General features: G+C 71.8%; 20 protein-coding genes. 9 read left to right on the plus strand and 11 right to left on the minus strand.

The genetic code is table 11. The features are described 5' to 3' along the window. Positions 1-46 precede the first annotated feature (46 nt). Positions 47-1483, plus strand: a complete 1437-nt coding sequence (locus FLW16_RS20825; protein ID WP_142561771.1) for an MFS transporter — start codon at positions 47-49, stop codon at positions 1481-1483. Between the two features lie 92 nt (positions 1484-1575). Here FLW16_RS20825 and FLW16_RS20830 read toward each other — a convergent pair whose 3' ends face one another. The 3 genes from FLW16_RS20830 to FLW16_RS20840 all read right to left on the minus strand — a co-directional run bounded on the left by FLW16_RS20830 (position 1576) and on the right by FLW16_RS20840 (position 3563). Continuing rightward, entirely contained in the window at positions 1576-1935 is a 360-nt protein-coding gene (locus tag FLW16_RS20830) for a hypothetical protein (protein ID WP_142561772.1), read from the minus strand. An 85-nt stretch (positions 1936-2020) separates the two neighbouring features. Continuing rightward, positions 2021-2881 carry a TIGR03619 family F420-dependent LLM class oxidoreductase gene (locus tag FLW16_RS20835; protein ID WP_142561773.1) on the minus strand — a complete coding sequence of 287 codons (861 nt, stop codon included), beginning with the start codon at positions 2879-2881 and terminating at the stop codon, positions 2021-2023. A gap of 85 nt (positions 2882-2966) precedes the next feature. Continuing rightward, positions 2967-3563: a class I SAM-dependent methyltransferase gene (locus tag FLW16_RS20840; protein ID WP_142561774.1), complete on the minus strand. Its 597-nt coding sequence runs from the start codon at positions 3561-3563 to the stop codon at positions 2967-2969. A gap of 239 nt (positions 3564-3802) precedes the next feature. On the opposite strand from FLW16_RS20840, the gene FLW16_RS20845 reads away from it, so the two are divergent. Together FLW16_RS20845 and FLW16_RS20850 are read left to right on the plus strand one after the other, a co-directional pair. Continuing rightward, complete coding sequence (locus FLW16_RS20845) at positions 3803-4687, plus strand: neutral zinc metallopeptidase (RefSeq protein WP_142561775.1); 885 nt, start codon at positions 3803-3805, stop codon at positions 4685-4687. A gap of 113 nt (positions 4688-4800) precedes the next feature. Beyond that, entirely contained in the window at positions 4801-5463 is a 663-nt protein-coding gene (locus FLW16_RS20850; protein WP_142561776.1) for a DedA family protein, read from the plus strand. Positions 5464-5487: 24 nt separating this feature from the next. Here FLW16_RS20850 and FLW16_RS20855 read toward each other — a convergent pair whose 3' ends face one another. Next, a complete protein-coding gene (locus FLW16_RS20855; protein ID WP_185949527.1) occupies positions 5488-6522 on the minus strand; it encodes a lysylphosphatidylglycerol synthase transmembrane domain-containing protein in 1035 nt (344 codons plus the stop codon). A 232-nt stretch (positions 6523-6754) separates the two neighbouring features. On the opposite strand from FLW16_RS20855, the gene FLW16_RS20860 reads away from it, so the two are divergent. Then, complete coding sequence (locus FLW16_RS20860) at positions 6755-7804, plus strand: sporulation protein (RefSeq protein WP_142561778.1); 1050 nt, start codon at positions 6755-6757, stop codon at positions 7802-7804. A gap of 243 nt (positions 7805-8047) precedes the next feature. Next, the gene (locus FLW16_RS20865; protein WP_142561779.1) at positions 8048-8368 is read left to right on the plus strand and encodes a hypothetical protein; all 321 of its coding nucleotides are present in this window, start codon (positions 8048-8050) and stop codon (positions 8366-8368) included. Between the two features lie 931 nt (positions 8369-9299). Here FLW16_RS20865 and FLW16_RS20870 read toward each other — a convergent pair. Together FLW16_RS20870 and FLW16_RS20875 are read right to left on the minus strand one after the other, a co-directional pair. Next, positions 9300-9668: a hypothetical protein gene (locus FLW16_RS20870; RefSeq protein WP_142561780.1), complete on the minus strand. Its 369-nt coding sequence runs from the start codon at positions 9666-9668 to the stop codon at positions 9300-9302. Between the two features lie 136 nt (positions 9669-9804). Further along, complete coding sequence (locus FLW16_RS20875) at positions 9805-10278, minus strand: hypothetical protein (protein ID WP_142561781.1); 474 nt, start codon at positions 10276-10278, stop codon at positions 9805-9807. Positions 10279-10934: 656 nt separating this feature from the next. On the opposite strand from FLW16_RS20875, the gene FLW16_RS43845 reads away from it, so the two are divergent. The 4 genes from FLW16_RS43845 (at position 10935) to FLW16_RS20890 (ending at position 13406) form a co-directional block, all read left to right on the plus strand. Beyond that, positions 10935-11861 (plus strand): hypothetical protein, encoded by a 927-nt coding sequence (locus FLW16_RS43845; protein WP_185949528.1) that lies wholly within the window; start codon positions 10935-10937, stop codon positions 11859-11861. A 386-nt stretch (positions 11862-12247) separates the two neighbouring features. Continuing rightward, entirely contained in the window at positions 12248-12724 is a 477-nt protein-coding gene (locus FLW16_RS20880; RefSeq protein ID WP_142561782.1) for a hypothetical protein, read from the plus strand. 74 nt (positions 12725-12798) lie between these two features. Next, the gene (locus tag FLW16_RS20885) at positions 12799-13134 is read left to right on the plus strand and encodes a hypothetical protein (protein WP_142561783.1); all 336 of its coding nucleotides are present in this window, start codon (positions 12799-12801) and stop codon (positions 13132-13134) included. Next, on the plus strand, positions 13122-13406 hold the full coding sequence (locus FLW16_RS20890; RefSeq protein ID WP_142561784.1) for a hypothetical protein: 285 nt from the start codon (positions 13122-13124) through the stop codon (positions 13404-13406). Before FLW16_RS20885 ends, FLW16_RS20890 begins: the two co-directional genes overlap by 13 nt. A gap of 13 nt (positions 13407-13419) precedes the next feature. On the opposite strand, the gene FLW16_RS20895 is transcribed toward FLW16_RS20890, so the two are convergent. The 5 genes from FLW16_RS20895 to FLW16_RS20915 are packed head-to-tail and all read right to left on the minus strand — an operon-like array spanning position 13420 to position 20859. Beyond that, the gene (locus FLW16_RS20895) at positions 13420-16236 is read right to left on the minus strand and encodes a DUF5682 family protein (protein ID WP_142561785.1); all 2817 of its coding nucleotides are present in this window, start codon (positions 16234-16236) and stop codon (positions 13420-13422) included. Continuing rightward, positions 16233-17348 carry an AAA family ATPase gene (locus FLW16_RS20900; RefSeq protein ID WP_142561786.1) on the minus strand — a complete coding sequence of 372 codons (1116 nt, stop codon included), beginning with the start codon at positions 17346-17348 and terminating at the stop codon, positions 16233-16235. Before FLW16_RS20900 ends, FLW16_RS20895 begins: the two co-directional genes overlap by 4 nt. A gap of 12 nt (positions 17349-17360) precedes the next feature. Continuing rightward, on the minus strand, positions 17361-18926 hold the full coding sequence (locus FLW16_RS20905) for a VWA domain-containing protein (protein WP_221891194.1): 1566 nt from the start codon (positions 18924-18926) through the stop codon (positions 17361-17363). After that, the gene (locus FLW16_RS20910; RefSeq protein ID WP_142561787.1) at positions 18923-20356 is read right to left on the minus strand and encodes a hypothetical protein; all 1434 of its coding nucleotides are present in this window, start codon (positions 20354-20356) and stop codon (positions 18923-18925) included. Before FLW16_RS20910 ends, FLW16_RS20905 begins: the two co-directional genes overlap by 4 nt. Further along, positions 20356-20859, minus strand: a complete 504-nt coding sequence (locus FLW16_RS20915; RefSeq protein ID WP_142561788.1) for a hypothetical protein — start codon at positions 20857-20859, stop codon at positions 20356-20358. Before FLW16_RS20915 ends, FLW16_RS20910 begins: the two co-directional genes overlap by 1 nt. Positions 20860-20982: the final 123 nt, after the last annotated feature.

A 20982-nucleotide genomic window follows, 5' to 3' on the forward strand; every position in this document is an offset into this window, starting at 1 on the left:
CGTTAAGTCGATCCACTGCCCCATGCCCGAAGGGATGGTCCCTGTCATGTCCACCACGAAACCCCTGTCGGCGGCCGCGACCGCCCCACCGCGGCGCCTGACCGGCCGCCTGAAGGTCGTCCTCGCGGTGCTGCTGGTCGCCCAGTTCATGCTGGCCGTCGACTTCTCGATCCTGAACGTGGCGCTGCCCGCGATCGGCGACGACCTCGGGTTCCCCCTGGCCGATCTGCAGTGGGTCGCCACCGCCTTCGCGCTGTGCGCGGCCGGCTTCACTCTCTTCTTCGGCCGCATCGGCGACCTGATCGGCCGCAAGCGGATCTTCCTCGCCAGCCTCGCGCTCCTGGGCGCGGCCTCGCTCGCAGGCGGGCTCGCCCCGAGCCCCGCGATCCTCATCATCGCCCGCATCGCCCAGGGGCTCGCCACCGCCGCCGCCACCCCGGCCGGGCTCGCCCTGCTCACCACGTCCTTCCCCGAAGGCCCCCTGCGTCAGAAGGCCCTGGGCCTCAACGGCGCGCTCATGTCCGCCGGGTTCACCGCCGGAGCGGTCCTCGGCGGCGTGCTCACCGACCTGCTGTCCTGGCGCTGGGCCTTCCTCGTCAACGTCCCCGTCGCCCTGGCCGTGCTCCTCGTCGCCCCCGCCGTCATCGCCGAGTCGCGCCCCGCCGCCCGTCCCAAGGTCGATCTGCCCGGTGCGCTGTCGGTCACCCTCGGGCTGCTCGGCATCGTCTACGGCCTGACGCGCGCCGGCGAACACGGCTGGACCGAGCCCCTCGCCCTCACGGGCCTGCTGACAGGGGCGATCCTGCTGGTCGTCTTCTATCTCGTCGAGCGCAGGGCCGTCCAGCCCCTGATCCCGGTGCGCGTACTGCGCAAGCGCACCGTCGCCTGGGGCAACGTGCTCGGGCTGCTCGCCTTCGTCACCGAGACGTCCCTGGTGTACCTGCTCACCCTGTACATGCAGAAGACCCTCGGCTTCTCGGCCCTCGCCGCCGGGCTCTCCTTCGGTGTCCTGGGAGCCGGGACCGTGACCGGCGGCATGCTCGCTCCGAAGGCGATCGCCCGCACCTCCACAACGGCCGTCCTGATCGGCGGCGGGCTGCTCCAGGCCGTCTTCACCGCCGTCCTGATCTTCCTGGGCGACACGCCGGCCTCGATGGGGCTGCTGCTGCCCGCCACCTTCCTGGGCGGCGCGGGCAACATGCTCGTCATCGTCGGCTTCATGGTCACCGCCACCACCGGCCTCCCCGACCACGAGCAGGGCCTGGCCACCGGCCTGGCCTCGATGTCCCAGCAGGTCGGCATCACCATGGGGACCCCGATCATGTCCGCGATCGCCACCGCCGCGGCCGGGGGCGTGGCGTCCGCCGGGGCGATCCTGCACGGTGTCACCGCCGCCATCGCCGTCAACGCCGTCCTCGTCCTGCTCGGCGTCCTCCTCGCCGCGCTCTTCCTGCGCGCACGACGCGACCGCGCGCACGCCTGACCGGCCCCTCCCCCTCGCACGGAGCACATCATGGATCTTCGGCTCACCGCGACCGCCGGCGCGCCCACGCGTACGGCCTCCGGCAGCACTCCTCACCGGGAGGCGAGCCACCGCCAGCGGGGCAGTTCGAGCACCACGGTGATCGCGGCCAGCACGGTCACCGGCACGGCGGCGAACGCGGGCCAGGCGACCCACGCCGCCACCACCGCCGCCGCGAGCTGCACAAGGACCAGCGCGATGGTCACCGGCCCGGGCACCGCGACGATCACGTTCCGCTTGTCCCCCGGCGTGGACAACAGCGTCGGCAGCCCGATCAGCACGACGACCGACAGCACCGCCAGCGGCACGGACCGCGAGGCGAGGGCCCACGGGGTCGCGATCCAGGCGACCAGCTCGGTGGCGAACCGGAACACGGACGCGAGGCGATCGTCAGGCCGCGAAGAGGGGGACATGCGCGCAATGTACCGTTCCTCACGCATGCGGCCGCGAGCGCCGCGTCACGCGCGCGTGATGCCGGCCCCCGCACCGAGCCGGGCGTCAGCCGATACGGGGGAGGGCGAACCGCTCGGCGAACGCGGACATCTCGTCCCGCTGCCGCTCCGGCTCCGTGGACGACGGGCTGACCACGATGCGGGTCACGCCCTGCGCGGCGTACGCCTCGACGCGTTCGGAGGACATGTCGATCGACCCCCAGCGCGTGTACTCCAGCGCATCGGGATCACGCCCGGCCTCGGCGGCCGTGGTGCGGGCCAGTTCCCACTGGACGGCGCGTTCCTCCGGGGTGAGCGCGCCACCCGGGAAGTAGCCGTCGCCGCGCCGTCCGGCGCGGCGCGCGGCGGCCCGGCTCGACCCGCCCACGTGGATCGGCAGGTGGGTGACGCCGTAGGGCTTGGGATAGCTGCACACGCCGTCGAAGCCGAAGAACTCGCCGGTGAAGCCGACGCCCTTCTCGTCCCCCTCCCACAGCAGCCGCAGCACGTCGATGGCCTCGTCGGCACGGCGTCCGCGGGTGCCGAAGTCGACCCCCGCCGCTTCGGCCTCGCCGGGCAGGGTGCCGAGCCCCACGGTCAGCAGCCGCATCCGCCCTCTCGACAGCACGTCGATGGTCGCGAGGCGCTTGGCCAGGACCACCGGATGGTGGTACGGCAGCAGCAGCACGGCCGTGCCGAGCAGGAGGCGTCGCGTGGCCGCGGCGACGAAGCCCAGGCAGTCGAGCGGATCGGGGTAGGGCAGCGCCGGCGGGATCTCGAAGGGACCGATCGCGGCGCCGGGATACAGCACGATGTGCTCCGGCAGGTACAGCCCCTCGAAGCCGCAATCCTCGGCATGACGGGCATAGGCCACGAGCCTGTCGGGGTCGAGCCCGTCGGCGGTGGAGTAGGCGATCGCGAATTTCATCGGGGCTCCTCGGGCCGGTGTTCGCGATCACGCTAGAACCTTGTCGTAGACGTCAAGGCAAGGGCGGAGCGGCGTCATCGGCCTCTCATCTGCGAGCCAGCGCCAGATAGCGCTCCTCGGTGTCGTCGTAGCCGAGCAGGGTCCAGCCGGCGGCGTCCAGCAGGGGACGCAGGTTGTGCTCGGCCCGTAGGTCGCCGGGGGTCAGGGTGCGGCCGCGCCGTGCCGCGAGCACCGCACGGCCCACGGGGTGGAACAGCGCCAGTCTCCCGCCGGGGCGCGTCACCCGGGCCAGCTCGGACAGCACGGCCACCGGCTGGAGAACGTGGGAGATCAGCCCGGAGGCCAGCACGCCGTCGGCCACGCCGTCGCGGAGCGGAAGCCGCCCGACGTCGGCGATCACCAGCCGGCCGAACTCCCCCCGTCCCCGCTCCCGGGCCGACCGGATCATCTCCGGGGTGACGTCCACGCCCACCACGTGCCCGGCGGCGCCGACCGCGTCCCGCAGCAGGGGGAACGCGCGGCCGGTTCCACATCCGGCGTCGAGGACAAGCCCCCCGGCCGGCAGGGCCATCTCGGCGATCGCGGCGGCGAAGGCCGGGCCGTCGTCGGGATACTTCTCCTCCCAGGTGGCCGCCCTCGCGGCGAAGAACTCCCTGGTCTCCTCAAGGGATCGATCGTTCATGGTGTTCGTCTCCTCAGCGGAAGGAGGTGGCTGAACGATTCGACCACGGTGCGGGCCTCGTCACGAAGCCGAGCGGCCGTGCGCCGCCTGCCGGGCGTACGGCTGCCGCGGGACGAGGTCAGGACGGCGGGGCGGCGGCGATCCTGCCGGTGACTTCGAGGGTGACGCCCAGGCCCCTCTGAGTGCGGCCGTCGGGGATCATAGGGCGTGGCAGGTCCCGGGACAGGAAGGCGGGCTTGATGGACTTCCGCGACGACGTGGATCTCGACGCGTCACAGGTGGAGGAGGGCGGCGGCGGGTTCCCGGGCGGCGGGCTCGCGATCGGCGGGGGCGTCGTCGGTGTCGTCGCCCTGGTCGTCGCCCTGGTCCTGGGCGTCAACCCGGCCGATCTTCTCAGCGGTGGAAGCTCCTCGTCCGGCGGGTCCACGGGCGCGCGTCCGGCCTCGGACCTGACCTCCCGATGCAAGAAGGGCAGCGACGCGGACCAGTCGGAGAAGTGCCGCGTCGTAGGTGTGGTCAACAGCGTCCAGAAATACTGGCGGGACGCCTTCGCCGAGCGGGGCAAGCAGCCGTACCGCAACGCGCGGACCGTCCTGTTCACCAACGGCGTGAGCACCGGCTGCGGCCAGGCGAGCTCGGCCGTCGGCCCCTTCTACTGCCCGGCCGACAGCCGGGTCTACCTCGACCTCGGCTTCTTCAAGGAGCTGGAGAGCAAATTCGGCGCCAAGGGCGGGCCCTTCGCCCAGGCGTACGTGATCGGTCACGAGTACGGCCACCACGTGCAGAACCTCCTCGGCACCACCCGGAGGGTCGGCGGCGACAGCCAGGGGGCGGACAGCGCCTCCGTACGGCTTGAGCTTCAGGCGGACTGCTACGCGGGGGTGTGGGCGAAGAACGCGGTCGACACGGGGTTCTACGAGAGCCCGTTCACGGCGGCGGACATCCAGGAGGCCCTGGACGCCGCGGCGGCGGTGGGCGACGACAGGATCCAGGAGCGCGCCCAGGGCAGGGTGGACCCCGAAGGGTGGACGCACGGGAGCTCCCGGCAGCGGGTGAAGTGGTTCACCACGGGATACAAGACGGGCTCTCCCGCCCGGTGCGACACGTTCTCCGGCACTGTCTGACGTTTTCCCTGCGGGCTGGACGCTTACTGAGGTTTTCCCGCCGCGAGCTACTGGCGTTCCCCTTGTGACGTGCATTGTGGGGAGACAGTCATCGCGGCGGCGGGGGGCATCCGATGACGCAGGGGCTGCACCAGTTCATAGCGATGGCGGGCCCGTGGGCCTATCTGGTGGTCGGGCTGATGGCCTGCGCGGAGACGGCGGCGCTCATCGGGCTCGTGGTGCCGGGTGAGCTCACCCTGCTGATGGCCGGTTTCCTCGCCTTCACGGGGCAGGTGAGCCTGCCTCTCATGATGGTCGCGGCCGGCGTGGGCGCGGTCGCCGGGGATTCGATCAGCTACCGGATCGGCAGGCGGCTGGGGCCTCGCGTGCGCGACAGCCGGCTGGGCCGCCGGGTGAGCGCGGAGCGCTGGGACCGCACGGAGGGCTACCTGCGGCGGCGCGGCGGATTGGCCGTCCTCTTCGGCCGCTGGGTCGGTCTGCTGCGCGCCCTGGTCCCCATGCTGGCCGGCATGGGACGCCTGCCGTACCGGAGATTCCTGGCCTATGAGGTGCCCGGCGGGCTGGCCTGGGGCGCGGGCACCGTGGGGCTCGGGTACGCCGCGGGCGGTTCGTACGAGCTGGTGGAGCAGGTCTCCGGGCGGGTCGGTCTCCTGGTCGCGGCCGGCCTGGTCGCGCTGGCCGCCGCCGGCCTGGGCGTCCACCGGCTGACCCGGCCGCGAACGCCGATCGCCGAATGCGTCAGGGCCGTGCCCTCCGGCCGTCCGGTGGAGAGGTAGACCGGCGCGCCGCACGCCGGCGGCTCACGGCCGCGCCCGTGCCGTCAGCGACCAGATGCTCCAGGCGAACCAGCCCACCGGGATCTCGATCAGGTGGGCGAAGAACCAGAACAGCAGCACCGCCGCCGTGGCCGCCCCGGGTGCGATGCCGAAGCCGATCAGCGCCAGCGCGGTCGCCGACTCGCTGATCCCCGATCCGCCGGGCGTGATGACGGCGGTGGTCAGCACCCGGTTGATCGCGAAGGCCGCGACCGCCTCGGGGACGGCGACCTCGGCGCCGGTCACGTGCAGGCATCCGATGAACAGAACGCACTGCAGCGCCATGTAGGCGACCATGCCGAGCGTGAGCCGGGGCCACCGCGTACGAGTGATCTCGATGGTGGAGTGACGCAGGTCGAGCAGGAAGTCGCGCAGGCACGGCTTTCGCCTGAGCGGCAGGAATCGGACCAGCCGATCCAGGCCCCGTCCCAGCAGGTCTGCCACCGCCTCCCGATGGAGGGCGGCCGTCATGGCGACCACGACGCCGATGAGCAACGCGCCGCCGACCCCGGCGGCCGCCGCGAGCCGGCGATCCGGCATGTATCCCGCGCCGAGCAGGCAGACGAGTCCCACGGCGGGGAGCAGGAAGCGGGACAGCAGGTTCCACACGCCCGTCACGACCGTCGAGGCGACCACCGGCCGCCGCCCGAAACCCCACCTGGTCATCATGGTGAAGGTCATGGCCACGCCCACGGCCCCGCCGAACGGCAACACGTTGCTGGCGCCGCTGCCGACGCAGTTGACCAGCAACGCCCGGCGCCTGCTCAACCCGGGCAGGGAGTCGCTCAGCACGTTCGAGTACACCCACAGCCCGGCCAGCCACACCCCTGTGAGCATCGCCATCGCACCCCAGCCGACCCGCACCAGGCGCTCGTCGAGCTGTCCCCAGGTGACCCCGGTGATGTGCGGAAGGAACGAGATGAGCACGGCCGCCAGCGCCAGGGAGATCAGCGACATGACGATCCTGCTCCGGGGCGCGCGGCCCGTCGCCACCTCTGCCCCCGCCGCAATGGTCTCCACGCCGATCCGCCACCTCCACACTGTCCGCTTCATCCGTTTTCGCAAGCCAAATGGACAACAATCCTAAATATGCAGATTTGAGCAAAATCGGCGGCAAGCTTGTGGAAATCCCCTTGCCGCGACCGCGCGTTGATCACCGGATCGTCACCGGCGGCCGGAACCCAGCCGCGGCACTTGATCGTTCAGGTGAGCGGCTGACACACCTCATCGACCGTCGACAGGGAGAGAACACGTGGTCTTCAAGCGGATGCTGGGCGCTCTCGGGGTGGGCGCCCCCTCGGTGGACACCGTACTGACCACCCCACGAGTCCGGCCGGGCGGCGTGCTCACGGGCGAGGTGAGACTGTCCGGCGGCGACTTCGACGCCGAGATCGAGGACATCACTCTCGGTTTGGTCGCCGGGGTGGAGATCGAGCACGGCGACGGCGAGAGCACGGGGCTCGGCGAGTTCTCCCGCGCCCGGGTGTCCGGTCCGTTCACCCTGCGCCAGGGCGAGAACCGGAGCATCCCCTTCCAGATCCCGGTGCCGTGGGAGACCCCGATCAGTGAGATCGACGGGCAGCGCCTGACCGGCATGGCGCTCGGCGTACGCACCGAGGTGGCCATCGCGAAGGCCGTCGACAAGGGCGACCTCGACCCGATCGCCGTCGAGCCACTCCCCTCGCAGTTCCGCGTCCTGGAGGCGTTCCTCCAGCTCGGTTTCGCCTTCAAGTCGGCCGATCTGGAGGCCGGCCACCTGTACGGCGTACGCCAGGAGCTGCCGTTCTACCAGGAGATCGAGTTCTACCCGCCCCCCCGGCACGCCGGTGTGGTGGGGGAGGTCGAGCTCACCTTCGTGGCCGACCCCGCGGGCCTGGAGGTGATCCTGGAGGCCGACAAGCGGGCCGGCCGTTACTCCGGCGACGCCGTCGGCCGCTTCCGGGTCGGTCACGAGGACGCGGCGCGCATGGACTGGCCCGGGGAGCTCGACCGCTGGCTGACCGGGCTCGCCCAGTACGGCGCCCACCACGATGCCCACCACGGCGCCCGCCACGGCGCACCGTACGGTGACCACCACGGCGGCTACGAGCACGGTCATGGGCCCGGTTATGGGCCCGGCTATGGGCATGGCGGCCATTACGAGGAGCACCCCCACGGTCACCACGAGCACCGCGGCGGCCCCGGCTGGGGCGCGGTGGCCGCGGCCGGCGCCGCCGGGGTCGTCGGCGGCCTGGTGGCCGGCGAGATCGTCGAGGAGATCTTCGAGGACGACGAGGACGAGGGCGGGGACGGCGACTGGTAACCCCGCCCGCGACCTCTGCCCGCCCGGGACACGTCTCAGGTGAGAGGTCAGGATCGGGCGCCGGCTGTGGTCTCCGGGACGAAGGTGAGCCGGAGACCGGGCCGGCGCTCGACGGGCCGGTGCGGCCGGCGCCGCCCGCGACATTGCCATCGCTTGAAGTGTCGCCGTCCACAAGCGCGATCAGCCGGGTTGTAGCGTGACAGCGGTCACAGTCAGTGACATCACGCAAACAGGAGGTTACGCATGATCCGTCGACTACTCCTGGCCGGCGCGGCCTGCGCCGCCGGGATCGTCGTCATGGCACCGATCGCCGCCTCGGCGGAGACGGCGGCCCCGCGGCAGCCGGCCACGACCGCACAGGCCGGCCTTCCGGGTCACGCCGACGGGTGGGGACACGGCGGGTGGGGTCGCCCCTCGGGCCGCCCCTGGCACAGTGGCTACTGGGGCCGTCCGCTCGGCTACTGGAGCCGCCCGCTGGGCTACTGGAGCACCCCGGTGGTGCTCGTGGACGGCCTCTACGGCGACGACTGCGGGGCCGACTACTACCTCACCCCCTGCGACTGAGGCACGGCTATCGGGGACCTCATGAGAGATCCCGCCTGAGGATCGCACGCACGACCCTCGATCGAGCATGCGCTTGACGGGGGATTTAAAAACCCCGGGTTGTCAGCAGATTTTGCTGACAATCCGGGGCCAAAGCCGGTCGCGATTTCCAGATCTTCGGATACCGTTCGTAGCCATTCCGTCTCTCTTCGTGCATGGCACGACTTCCTCGATCCGGAGCGCGCGATGAACGGCCACGACAGACCTCGCTCTCCCCGGCGCCCCGGGCGAGCGCCTTACGGCTCCGGCCGCACGGCCCGGCCCAAGCCGCCACCGTACGTGCCGCCCCCTGGGCGGCGCGACGGCACCGGCGGCGGACATCTCGACCGGCATGAGCCGGAACCGGAGCCCTCCCCGATACCGAAGGCCGGGCGCCATCGCTCCCTGTCACGACCCAAGCTGATCCGTTCGGTGATCGTGACCGGGGCCGCGATCCTGACCGCCGTGAGCGTCTGGGCGAGCACCGACACCGCACGTCCGGTGCCGGGCGCGCCCCGGCCCGCCGGCACCGTGGCCACGACGGCCCCCGATACGGCCCGACTCGGCACCGCTCCGTCGAGGCCCGCGCAATCGCCGCCCGACCACCGCGTCCGCTCACGACACGGCGGGAAGTCCCTGCGGGGACGGGCCCGGCGGCACCACGGTCCCACTCATGGCCCGACTCATGGGCCCACTCATCCGTCGAGGCACACGCCGCCTCCCACCGCGCGCCCTCGCCCGCATGAATCCTGACTTCTCCCGCCTCCTCCCGCCCCAGCATCGGCCGACCCCCAGGGCCGCGCCGTCTCCCTGCCGCCGCCTTCGGCCTCCCCGCGCGGGGCGATGAGACGACGGCGGCCGTCCCATCGGCTCCGGCACGTCTGCCTGGCACGTTCCAGGTCTCTGCCGTGGCTCACGTCGCCCGCCGGACGAAGGCGCGGGTGACCGCGGTGCCGGCGTCGCTCAGGAAGGCGGCCAGTTCCTCGGTGATGAGGGTCTTCTCGACGGCGACCGTGATCTCCTCTGTCGCGAACTCGGCCACGGCGAGCTCATGGCCGAGATCCCCGCTTCTTCTGACGCGGACGCGGAGCGCCGGCATCGGGCGCGCGTCCTCGACGGGCTGAAGCAGCTCCAGCGTCGCCGTGCCGATCTCGTCCATGGGGATCGCCAGCTCGGGGGCGAACTGCCTCTCGTCGACATAGGCGATGATCCGGTTGGCTTGGAGTGCGTGATGGATTACCGCAGGGCAGCTATACAGCAACTGGGCGCGACGGAATTCCACTGATGGTTGCGACGGTGATGACACGAATCATCCACCAAATCCTTTCTGTGCAATCACGTCCCCGATCGTTTCGCCGCTCGATGCCAGGAAAGTTTGACGCATCAGCACCGGCGAAGGCGACCGTGCATCCGGAAAATCACCTTTCCTCCCTTTCCGGCTCGGCCGCGCTATTGATCACCTGCATGAGTTCATCGGCGAGGCGTGCGCACTGTTCAGTTGTATAACCCGTGGGCACGCGGAAGATCAGGCGTTCTCCGGGGCCGGTCCGAACGTCGGCGATATCCCACCCGATCCACTGGCTGATGGCCAGCGCCTTGACGCTGTCCGGATCCATCTCCAGCCCGGCCGCGAGAGCCTCCAGGCGCCACAGGTCAGGCATCCGCGACACCCGGCCGCTCAGTACGTCGGTTATCCACTGGGCGGTGAGGCTTTGACCCGAGCTCCCGCTCACGGACCTCAGTGCGAGCGTCCGGATGCTCATCCCCTTGTCCGCCACATAGTCGCGGATGCAGTCGCTCAGGGGGGTGGGGGGCTGGTCGGGTGTCACGCGCTGCGACGGCATTCGGTTGTCAGCTCCTCGACTCTTTCTGGCCGCGATCACCACCATCATGCCCGCTAGATCCTGACGACAGGGAGCAAACCCCGACGAAGCCGGGGACCAGTTGTGTCAACAAGATGCGTCATAAAATGCGGTGCCGCACAAGATTTATTCGCGGAAACCTTCTGTTTTCACGTGCGGCCGTGCGCTCGGTCGGATTAGAGTGCGACCTGCAGTCGGGACGTCAGCAGAATCTGATGATGAAGTTTCCATCGGAGAGGTTCGCTATGGCGGGAAAGCCGCAGATGCACCTTCGGAGCGTGGCGCTCTTGCGCGCCTTGATGGTCGGCCACAGTCACAGCGTGGCCGATTTCGCTCGCCGGGCAGCCCTTACCAGGCAGTGCATCGACGGTCTGCTCAAACGAGGCACATGCCGCCGCACCACGGCGGACGCCATCGCGGCAGCAGCGGGGGTGCGGACTCTCGACCTGTTCCGGCCCTCCGTGTCGTCAAAATCTGCTGACACTTGCGAGGACTCGTGATCGCGTTACGCGATTCCGGTCCGGGGTCCCCCTGATCCTCGGCCGAGGATCTCGCGGGGAGTCCGGCTCGAACCGCCTCGACTGCGGTCCTGCGCATTTCGCTTCGCCGTCGACACACCGCCGGCTTCCGGGATGTGCGTTCGATCCGACAGCAGCACACCTCACGAAAGGAATCGTCTCTTGACGATGAAGAAAGCCCTCCTCACGGGGGCACTCGCCACCGCTGCCCTGATCACCCCCGTGGTGCTGGCCGCCGAAGCCGCGAGCGCGGCGAGCACGGCGTCGCAGGCCACGAGCAGCGTCTCCCGCCCGGTCGACGCCTCCAGGCGTGGTCCGGATCCGCGCGCGGACATCCGCGTCCACCAGTTCGTCCTGAAGGGCAAGACGTACATCCTCCCCAGCTGTCAGTACGTCGTCAACGGCGGCGTCTACGTCTCGCCGTCCTGCGGGGCGGGCCTGACCCGGCCGGTGTACCTCCTGGCCGGCCGCACCTACACCCTGCCGGGCGAATGGTGCGACCAGGCCGTCAGCGGTCTGCCCGGCCGCTGGTACGGCCTGCCCGGCTACCAGCTCGGCACCGGAATCCACGAGTACGTGGTGAGCGGGCGCACCTACGTCCTCCCCAGCTGTCAGTACGTCGTCAACGGCGGGATCTACATCTCGCCGTCCTGCGGGGCGGGGCTGACCACGCCGGTCTACATCGTCGGCGGCCGCCGGTACCCCCTGCCGGGCAGCTGGGGCTGTGACTCGTCCCTCGGCCTGCCCGGTCGCTGGTACGGCCTGCCCGGCCGCGGGTACTGGAACCCGGGCCACAACTGGGGCGGCGACCACTGGGGCGGCCACTGGGGCAATGGCGGCTGGGGCGGCCACGGCGGCCCCGGTGGAGCGGGCGGCGGCTGGGGCGGCCACGGCGGTCCTGGCGGCCCGGGTCAGGGCGGTCCCGGTCACGGCGGTCCTGGCGGCGGCCCCTGGGGCGGCCCCGGCCACGGCGGCCCCGGTGGCCCTGGCCAGGGCGGTCCCGGCGGTCCCGGTCACGGCGGTCCTGGCGGCCCGGGTCAGGGCGGTCCCGGCCACGGCGGCCCCGGGGGTTCCGGCGGCTGGGGCCACCGCTAACCGGTCACCTCATGTCGGCCGGCGCAGTGAACGGGAACGCCGCTGCGCCGGCGACGACAGCACCGAAATGCTCTCGGCGAGTGCGCGCCACCGCCGAGAAGGGCGAGGGACGTGGGGGTAACTAGTGGACGTCCCTCGTCCGGTCCGCGGCGGAGTTGCCTTCCGGGACACCGGATGATCGTCTCCATTCGCGCCCCGCTACCTGGAGCAGGAGCGCGGATGGAGACACGCCGCGAGAGAGCGGCTGCGACCGGCATCGTCGCAGCCGCTCTCCTTGTCTCGTCTCACCCGTGGACCGTACCCGCGTCCCGATCCCGTCACCCCGCGGCCGGGCCTCGCCCGGGGACCGCTCCCGGTACGGCCTCCGACGAAGGGAACCCCCTCCGATGACTCTGGACTGGTGCGTCGAGGTGGCGCTGCTGGGGCTGCTCACGGTCTCGACCTGGCCCCCACACAGAACCGGCCCGATCCGGCGGCAGCCGCGCCTGCTCAGCGACGTCGCCGAAGCCGAGTTCGACCAGCACACGCGCCTGTACGTGCTGACGCACGTCCGCGCGGAAGGAGCCACCACCACACCGCTCGTCGCCGACTGGGACCAGATCACGGCGTACGCCGCACGGTGCTCCGACGAGATCGACACGCTCTATGTATGCGTGGTGCACGGCGTGCAGAAGTGGTACTGGCAGTGGGGCCTCATGACCGACGCCCCCGCCGATGCGACCGGAGGCCGGCGGGACCGGCGCCCGCGGCACGTGAAGCCGTACGGGTGCCGGCGGCGGCTCGACGCGGCGCTGGAGGAACTGACCAAGCGGCGCACGCCTCCGGTCTGCCGATTTCGCCGGCGTCCCGGAACCATCGGGTGACGAACGCCCGCCCCTGCCGGTGGTGGACATCGGCATGGAATGATCGGGCCGCGCTTCCGACCGCCGTCGTTCAGGTGCCCCAGTGGCAGGGGTCGAGCGTCGGCGACGCCCGGCTCCTCTCCCTCGGCGCCGAACGGCTGACCTCCCTGGTGACGTCCGCCGAACCGTCCATGAGAACCGTACGGGTGCCCGTTCCGGACACGGCGGGCGCCGAAGGGGACGGCGTCCGGGCCCTGGACGTCCTCACCGCCGTCGCCACCCGCACCCGCGCCGCGCCCGGCGAGTGCGGCGCGGCCACGGTCGTCACCGTGGGCGGCGACTGCGGGGTGGAGGTGGAGCCGGTGTCGGCCGCCCTGGCGCGACACGGCGACGGGCTCGTCGCCTCGCCTGGCACACCGTGCCCGAACTGACGGCCGACCCCGGCGTCCTGGTCCCGGCCGTCGCCGCCGCCGGGGGCACCGCCGTCTACATCCACATCGACCTCGACGTCCTCGACCCCGAGGAGTTCGGGTCGCTCAGCTACCCCGACGTCGCGGCACTGCGGGACGCCGTACGCGCGCTGACGGCCCGCTTTCCCCTGGCCGGTCTGGGGATCACCGAGTACGCCCCCCGCCGTGCGGAGGACCAGGCCGTCCTCGCCTCGCTCGTCCCCGCCCTGCTCACCGACGCCACCACCGGATAACCGCAGCCGTCGTTCAGAGGCGCAGCAGGGCCGCGACCGCGCCGGTCGTCGCCGGGTGCCGGGCGAGCAGAGCCGCCGCCTCGCCGTTCTCCCCCTCGATGCTCCCCCACTCCGCCGTACAGCCGAGCAGCGCGGCCATGGCGTCGCACGCCTGCGGATGCCGGGTCAGCAGCGCGGACACCGGCCCGCTCGGGGTGGCTGCCGCCCGGGCCCCGTGCGCCGGTGCGGCCGGCCGTTCCCAGGGCGGGGTCCAGGCGTCCAGCTCGGCCAGAGCGCCGGGGAAGGTCCGGCCGGCCTCGCGGACGAGCACGGGGACCAGTTCCGGCGCGTGCCGGCGCAACGTGGTGATCAACGTCGGCAGCCACGGCAGCAGGACGGGGTCGGGCAGCCGCGCGAAGGCCTTCGACAGCGCCTCGACCACGAACGGCGCGAGGCCGGGGACGGGTTCGAGCGCCTGGACGAACCCGCTCACATAGAGCGGATAGGCCGGGACGACGAGCGGGTTGGCCAGCAGCTCGTCGCAGCGGGCGCGCAGCTCCTCCCTGGTCAGCAGGCCCAGCTGCGTCTGCGCCGCCCACAGCAGCGCGACCTTGGCCGGGGCCCGCGGGTGCGACTGCCGCACGGCCAGTTCGAGCTGGGCCCGATCGCACCCCAGCGACAGCGCGAGGCTCTCCAGCGTGAACAGGAAGCCGAGCATCGCGCCGACCTGGCGCACGCCGGTGTCGTCGTCGGCGAAGGCGGTGGGCAGCAGCGTGCAGTAGTGGGCGTATCCGGCCGTGACGAAGTCCTCGCACCAGGCGGGCAGCTCCGGTTCGCTCGCCCGGTAGTAGGTCAGCAGCCGCCTGATCCGGCGCAGCACCTCGGGAGCGTCGTCCACCGTGCGCTCGGCGGCCAGCAACTCGACGGCGCGGGCGCCGAGCTCGCCGGCGAGGCGGCGGCCGCCCAGGTAGAGGATGGCGTCCTCGACGGCCGCGAGCGCGACTCCCGCCGTGGCCTGGGGGTCCCACGCCGTGCGGCGCAGCCGCTGCTCCAGCACCTGTTCGACCGTGACGCCCTCGTAGCCCAGCTCGATGATCTCCCGCTGGTGCCGGCCGAGCGCCACGTCCCAGCTCTCCTGGATCGGCCGCTCGCCGAGGCGGCGCGCCCCCATGATCGGCCGGATCGCGCCGTCGGGCAGCAGGTGGCGCAGCGTCCACAGCAGGTCGGAGCACGGCTCCAGCTCGGGATCCGCCTTGAGGTCGAGCAGCACCCGCTGCTGGGTGCGCCTGGTCAGGTCGAGCCCGAGGGGCTCCAGCCGGTCGTACACGTCGCGGGCGAGCGGGGGCAGCGCCTCGTAGCCGACCATCCCGATCTTGTCGCCGCCCAGGAGGATCTCGCACAGGCGGCGTACGTCCCGGCGGCCCGGCACCACGTCCTTCTCGATGCAGGTGACGGCCGCGTCGGCGAAGTCGTACGGCGTGGGCCTGGCCCGCCCGCGCAACCCGGCGAGCAGGATCGACGTCTCGAACACGGCGATGGCGTCGGCCGTGCTGGCCAGATAGCCGTTGCGGCGGGCCAGCCGCACGATGTCGACGCACCATCCGCGCAGTTCGTCCTCGTCCAGGCCGTCGAGCGCGGGCGGGGTGGCCAGGAACCCCGACAGCCGGTCGGCCGCCGGCTCGGCGACGGGCGATGCGGCCGTGGCGGCTTTGGCCGGTTTGCCGGTCCGCTTCCCTCGTCCGTCCTGCTGCCCCTTCAGCCGGTGGGGGGTGACGCCCCCGCGCTTGACCGCCTTGGCCCAGGTGGCGGCGGCGATGGACACCGAGCCCTGGGCCAGGCCGAACTGCGCCTCGATCGCGGAGTGGCTGGAGGGGATCAGCCCGTAGAGCCAGCGGGTGCCCGTGCGTGGGCTGATCTCGTACGGCGGCGCCTCGGACCGCAGGCCGAACTCGGCGACCGTGCTGACGGCGTGGAAGGCCCCGCACACGTACAGGCAGTCGGCGGGGTCGGCGCCCGACGTGGCGAGGTGCTCGCGGATCCGCGTCCACATGTGGCGCTCGCGTTCCTCGTCGACGGCCAGGCGGCCGTCGCCGTCGGGGCGCAGCCGCCGGAACAGGCTGCCGACCAGCGCCATCGCCTGCCGGTAGGTGCCGTAGTCGGCCCCGGTCAGCGGCTGTTCGACGTACTGGTCCCACCACTCCGACCAGTGCCGCACCTTGCCGTGGTGCAGCAGGTGCTTTTCCAGCTCGGCGAAGCGCGGCCGCAGGTCGCCGATCTCGACGCCCACGGCGTCGCCGTGCAACGCCACGTCCTCGCCCTGCGCGTCTTCGATCGAACCTGACTCCTGCGGAGCCGAACCATCCGTCTCCTGGGGCAGCCACTGGAAGACGTGGTCCACCGAGCGGTCGACCAGCACGATCTCGACGCCGGGGGTGTCGAGCGCGTACGCGATGGCCTGATACTCCGCCGACGCCTCCGTGACCGGCGCGATCACGCTGAGCGGTCCTGAGCCGGGCGGGAACCCGTCGAGCTGGGTGGCGAACGCCTGCAGCGCCACCGGCAGCCGGCAGTTGCGCAGCTCGTCCAGGAGGGGGCGCAGGTCCTCGCACAGCTCCAGGTAGACGACCTTGGGCCGCTTGTCGCGCAGCCGCCGGGTCATGGCCAGGGCGGAGGCCGGCGAGTGGTGGCACACCGGGAAGATCTCCAGCTCCTCGCGCAGCATGCGGTCGACGTCGTCGACCATGCCGGACAGGATGCCGGACAGGGTGCGGGACGGCGGCGCGTCCTGGCCCCCGGAGAAGGCCGTGGCGGCGTCGAGAAGCTGCTCGCGCAGGGCGTCGAAGGTGCTCATGACAGCGTCGAGATCGCCTGGCGGCCGCCGTCGAGGAACCGCGTCCACTCGCCTCCGTCGTTCTTGCTGCGGGGTTCGACCACGCCGTGCCAGTACTTGTTGAGGATGGCCAGGTCTTCCGGGGCGCGCCTGGCCAGCGAGCCCACCAGCGAGCCGCCCAGGGTCTCGGCGCGCAACGTGCGGTCGCCGAAGAAGTGGCTGTGCAGGATGGCGTCCTCCAGCACGCCGATCTGCTCGGCGGTGGACAGGGCGGACTCCAGCTTCTCGTCCTCGCTCGTGGCCGACGCCGCCGCGGCCCGTAGGTCGGCGAAGCTCTGCAGCAGGATGTCGAGGAGCGCGGGCGGCACGTCCAGTTCGATGCGGTGCCGGCGCAGCAGTTCGGTGGTGCGGAAGCGGACGATCTCGGCCTCGCTGGCCTTGCTCGTCACCACGGGGATGCGGACGAAGTTGAACCGCCGTTTCAGCGCCGAGGACAGGTCGTTGACGCCCCGGTCCCGGCTGTTGGCGGTGGCGATGATCGAGAACCCGGGCCTGGCGAACACCGTGTTGTCGGTGTCCAGCTCGGGAATGGAGACGTACTTCTCCGACAGGATCGAGATCAGGGCGTCCTGCACGTCGCTGGTGGCGCGGGTCAGCTCCTCGAAACGGCCGATCATGCCCTGCTCCATCGCCGTCATGATCGGCGAGGGGATCATCGACTCGCGGGACTGACCCTTGGCGATCACCATCGAGACGTTCCACGAATACTTGATGTGGTCCTCGGTGGTGCCCGCCGTTCCCTGCACGACCAGGGTGGAGTCACGGCAGATCGCGGCGGAGAGCAGCTCGGCCAGCCAGCTCTTGCCGGTGCCCGGGTCGCCGATCAGCAGCAGGCCGCGGTCGGAGGCGAGCGTCACGATGCTGCGCTCGACGAAGCTCCGGTCGCCGAACCACTTCTGCGGGATCTCGCGGTCCAGGCCGTCGGACCGCTCGCTGCCGAGCACGAAAAGCCGGACCATGCGGGGGCTGAGCCGCCAGGAGAACGGCTTGGGGCCGTCGTCGATCGACTCCAGCCAGTCGAGCTCCTCGGCGTACTTCACCTCGGCGGGCGCGCGGAGCATCTCGTTGGTCATTTAAGGGGTCTCCTAGGCGAGGAAGTTCTTGAGTTCGAACACGAGCTTGCGGATGTGGCCCGAGATCACCGGCGTGCCCAGGTCCTTGAGCTTCTGCCGGAACCACGGGTTGACGCTCTGCTGGCCGCCGCTGTCCACCGAGCCCACCGGGATGAGCCGTACGCCGGATCGGTGCAGCGCCTCCATCCCGGCGTAGACGGCGGGGCAGTTCCACTCGTAGAAGTCCGAGATCCACACGACCACCGTGTTGCGGGGGTCGGCGACCTTCGGCTGGGCGAGGGCCAGGGCGGCGGTGCCGTCGGTGCCGCCGCCGAGCTGGGTGCGCAGCAGCACCTCGAACGGATCGTGCACCCACGGGGTGAGGTCGAGCGCGCGGGTGTCGTACGCGACCAGGTGCACGTCGACCTTGGGCAGCCCGGCGAAGATGGACGCCAGGATGGTGCAGTTGACCATCGCGTCGACCATGGAACCGGACTGGTCGACCACCACGATCATCCTGGCCGGCGTCGTACGCCTCGCGGTGTGCCGGTAGTAGAGCCGATCGACGTAGAGCCGCTGGTCCTCGGGGCTGTAGTTGGTGAGGTTCTTCCAGATCGTGCGGTCGAGGTCCAGGTTGCGGAACACCCGCTTCGGCGGCACCGACCGGTCGATCGCCCCCACACTGGCCTTCTCGACCTGTGTGCGCAGCACCTCGGCGACCTCGTCGACGAACCTGCGGATCAGCGCCTTGGCGTTGGCCAGCGCCACCCCCGACAGGTTGGCCTTGTCGCGCAGCAACTGCTCGACCAGCGACATGCTGGGCGTGAGCTGCCGCGCCAGGGCCGGGTCGGCCAGGACCTCGCGCAGCCGCATGCGGCTGACCAGGTCGGCTTCGATGCCGGCCAGCGCCTTGGCCAGGTCGTCGTCGCCGATCCTGACGCCGGAGCCCCGCCCGGACCCGGCCGTGGGCCCCGCCCCTGACCCGGTCTCGGCCTCCGCTCCGGGTTGGCCGCCCGGCTCTCCCGGTGCCGCATCCGTTCCCGCGCCCGCTCCCGATCCGGGCGCCGGCCCCGCGCACATGGCCCACTTGAGCCAGGCGGCGTCCCGCTGCCAGGTCGCGAGCCGGGTGGCGCTGACGTCACCCGCGCCGGTGGCGAAGGCGTTGAGCAGCAGCTTCGAGATCAGGGCCGCCCGGCGCACCTCGCCGCCAGGCCCGTGCTCGTCCTGCGTGAGCAGGGTCTCGAACTCGGCGGCCAGGTCGGGGAAGCGCTGCACCAGCGAGTCGACCGACACGGCCGGGTCGAGCAGCCCGGCGGGCAGGCCCAGGTCGCCGACGACCGCGACGCCGGCGGTCTCCAGCGCGGGCTGCTCCTCGTGGTCGAACAACCGGGCGAGCAGCCGCCAGTAGAGCACCTGACGCCGATTGCGGTCGGCGTTCGTCAGACCGTCTTCGCCGGTCGCGGAGACACCGGTCGCGGAGACACCGGTCGTGGAGATGCCGGTCGCGGAGACACCGGTCGCGGGGATGCCGGTCGTGGAGATGCCGGTCGCGGGGATACCGGTCGTGGGGATACCGGTCGTGGGGATGTCGTCGCTCATCGTCGCAGCAACCGTCCGGCTCGTTCCCGCAGCACGGTGACCGCGTCGGCGGCCCTGGCCTCGGCCTTGGCCGCCTTGGGGTCGGTGGGGCCGAGCGCCCAGTCGCCGGTGGCGACCACCACCGTCTCCCTCTTGACCTTCGCCTGCACGGCGAGCGGCTGAAGCGTCCATCGGCCGCCGTCCCACCGGACCAGTCCCACGCACGCCGACGAGGCCGCCACCAGCTTGGGCGTGAGCGGACCGCAGTCGGGCAGCCGTTCCGCGTCCACGGCGAGGACGGTCCCGCCAAGGTCGAAGGAGCCGTCCCCGGTGACCTTGTAGCCCTCCACCAGCACCGGTTCCGCGATGCGTACGGGAACGCGGTCGAGGGGCGGCACCGCCGGGGCGAGCGCGCCGGGCAGGCACAGCCGGGCGGTCGCCAACGGGTCGGCGGGCTTGCTCACGAAGGCGCGGTCGTCGTCCCAGACGAGGTCACCGCTGTCGAGCAGGGGCATGTCCGCGATCTCGACGCTGCGGCGGTCGGCCAGCGCGGACAGCAGCACCTTGTGGCGCTGCGTCAGCTTCCACAGCGCGGGCCCGACGATCGTGTCGACCTTGGCGACCGTGACAGAGGTGCGCACCAGCCGAGGCCTGCCGCCGTCGGCGGGTTCCAGGACGGCGTGCATCTGGAACTGGACGGCGGTGCCGTGCTCGTGCACGTCGACGCCGAGCACCAGAAGCCGTCCCGACACCGTGGTGGCGGGCCGGGGCTCACCGGTCAGGACGCCGTCCTGCGCCAGCAGCAGGGCGCGGGTCCACAGGTCGGCCCAGCGCCGCACCGGCAGGTGATCCGCGGAGCCGATCGGGCAGGAGGCCCGCAGCTCGGCGGCGAAGCCGTCGAGCAGCACCGCGAGCCTGCGCAGATCCGGTGCGGCGAGCAGCGCCTCGACGACCTGGTCCGCCGCGGAGACGAGGTCGTGGTCGACGCCGCGCCAGCCGGTGATGGCCAGCTCGCGCAGCCAGGACCGGACGCCGCCGAGCACGTTTCCGGCCGGCTGAGCGCCGACGCCGCCCGCCGTCCCCGGGTCATCGGGCGCCGGCGGCCATTCCGCCCGTTCCCGTCCCAATGCCGTGTCCAGGCCTTCGAGCAGGGCGTCGTGCACGGCGCCGGACAACGCGACCCGGCCGCCCGCCAGGGCCGTCAGGTGCTCCTGCGTGATCGAACCGGACACGACCGCGTCGGCGGCCTCCGCCAGCCGATCGCCGAGTGGGGTGGCGGCGAACGCCGCGGCCAGCGCGGTCACCGCGTCGGCGCGCTCGTCGGCGAGCCGGGCGAGGCCGTGCACCAGGGCGTCGTCGAAGCCGTCGAGCAGCGCGAGCGCCTCCTCGGCCCCCTCACCGGCGTTTCCCGAGTCGCCGCCGAGCAGGGCGGCGAGCTGTACGGCGAGCATCAGCCCACCGTCCCCGTGGCCGGGAACCAGTGCAGCTCCGGGATCGGCGAGGTGGTGTCGGGCACCTCCAGGTAGGCCAGGTGGCGCAGGAACCGGCTGAACACGACCGCGGCGGGGGCGGGCTCGTGGACGCCGCCCAGGCAGTCGGCCAGGTCCGCGCCCTCGGGGACCTCGACCCGCAGGTAACGGGACACGCGGTCGGCGCCGTACTGCACGACGGCCTCGGCGGCCAGGGCCCGCAGGTGCTTGCACGGCGAGCCGTACAGGCCGCCGCAGGGGCGGTTGTTGTTGGTGCTGCAGTTGTAGTTGTGGGTGCCGGCGGCGATGGAGGAGACGTAGACCCGGCCGATGTCCGAGCCGCTCGACACCACGCCCTGGAGCCGGCCGTCCGCCAGCTCGACGAAGGGGACCTTCGCCAGCTTGCGCGGCTGCACCGGCGGCACCACCCGCAGCCTGCTGTGTCGCGCCCACACGGTCGCGCCGTTGGGGGAACGGTCTGTCATGATCCGGAACGTAGCCGAGCCGTACGACAAAACGGCCGGCTCAGGTCACGGCGCCGGTCGCCGCGTCCAGGGGTGATGCTGCTTCGGCATCCGCCTTGACATGAGTGGACACTTCCAGAAAGA

Origin of the sequence: Microbispora sp. KK1-11 (assembly GCF_006874435.1) — a bacterium.
Lineage (GTDB): Bacteria > Actinomycetota > Actinomycetes > Streptosporangiales > Streptosporangiaceae > Microbispora > Microbispora catharanthi.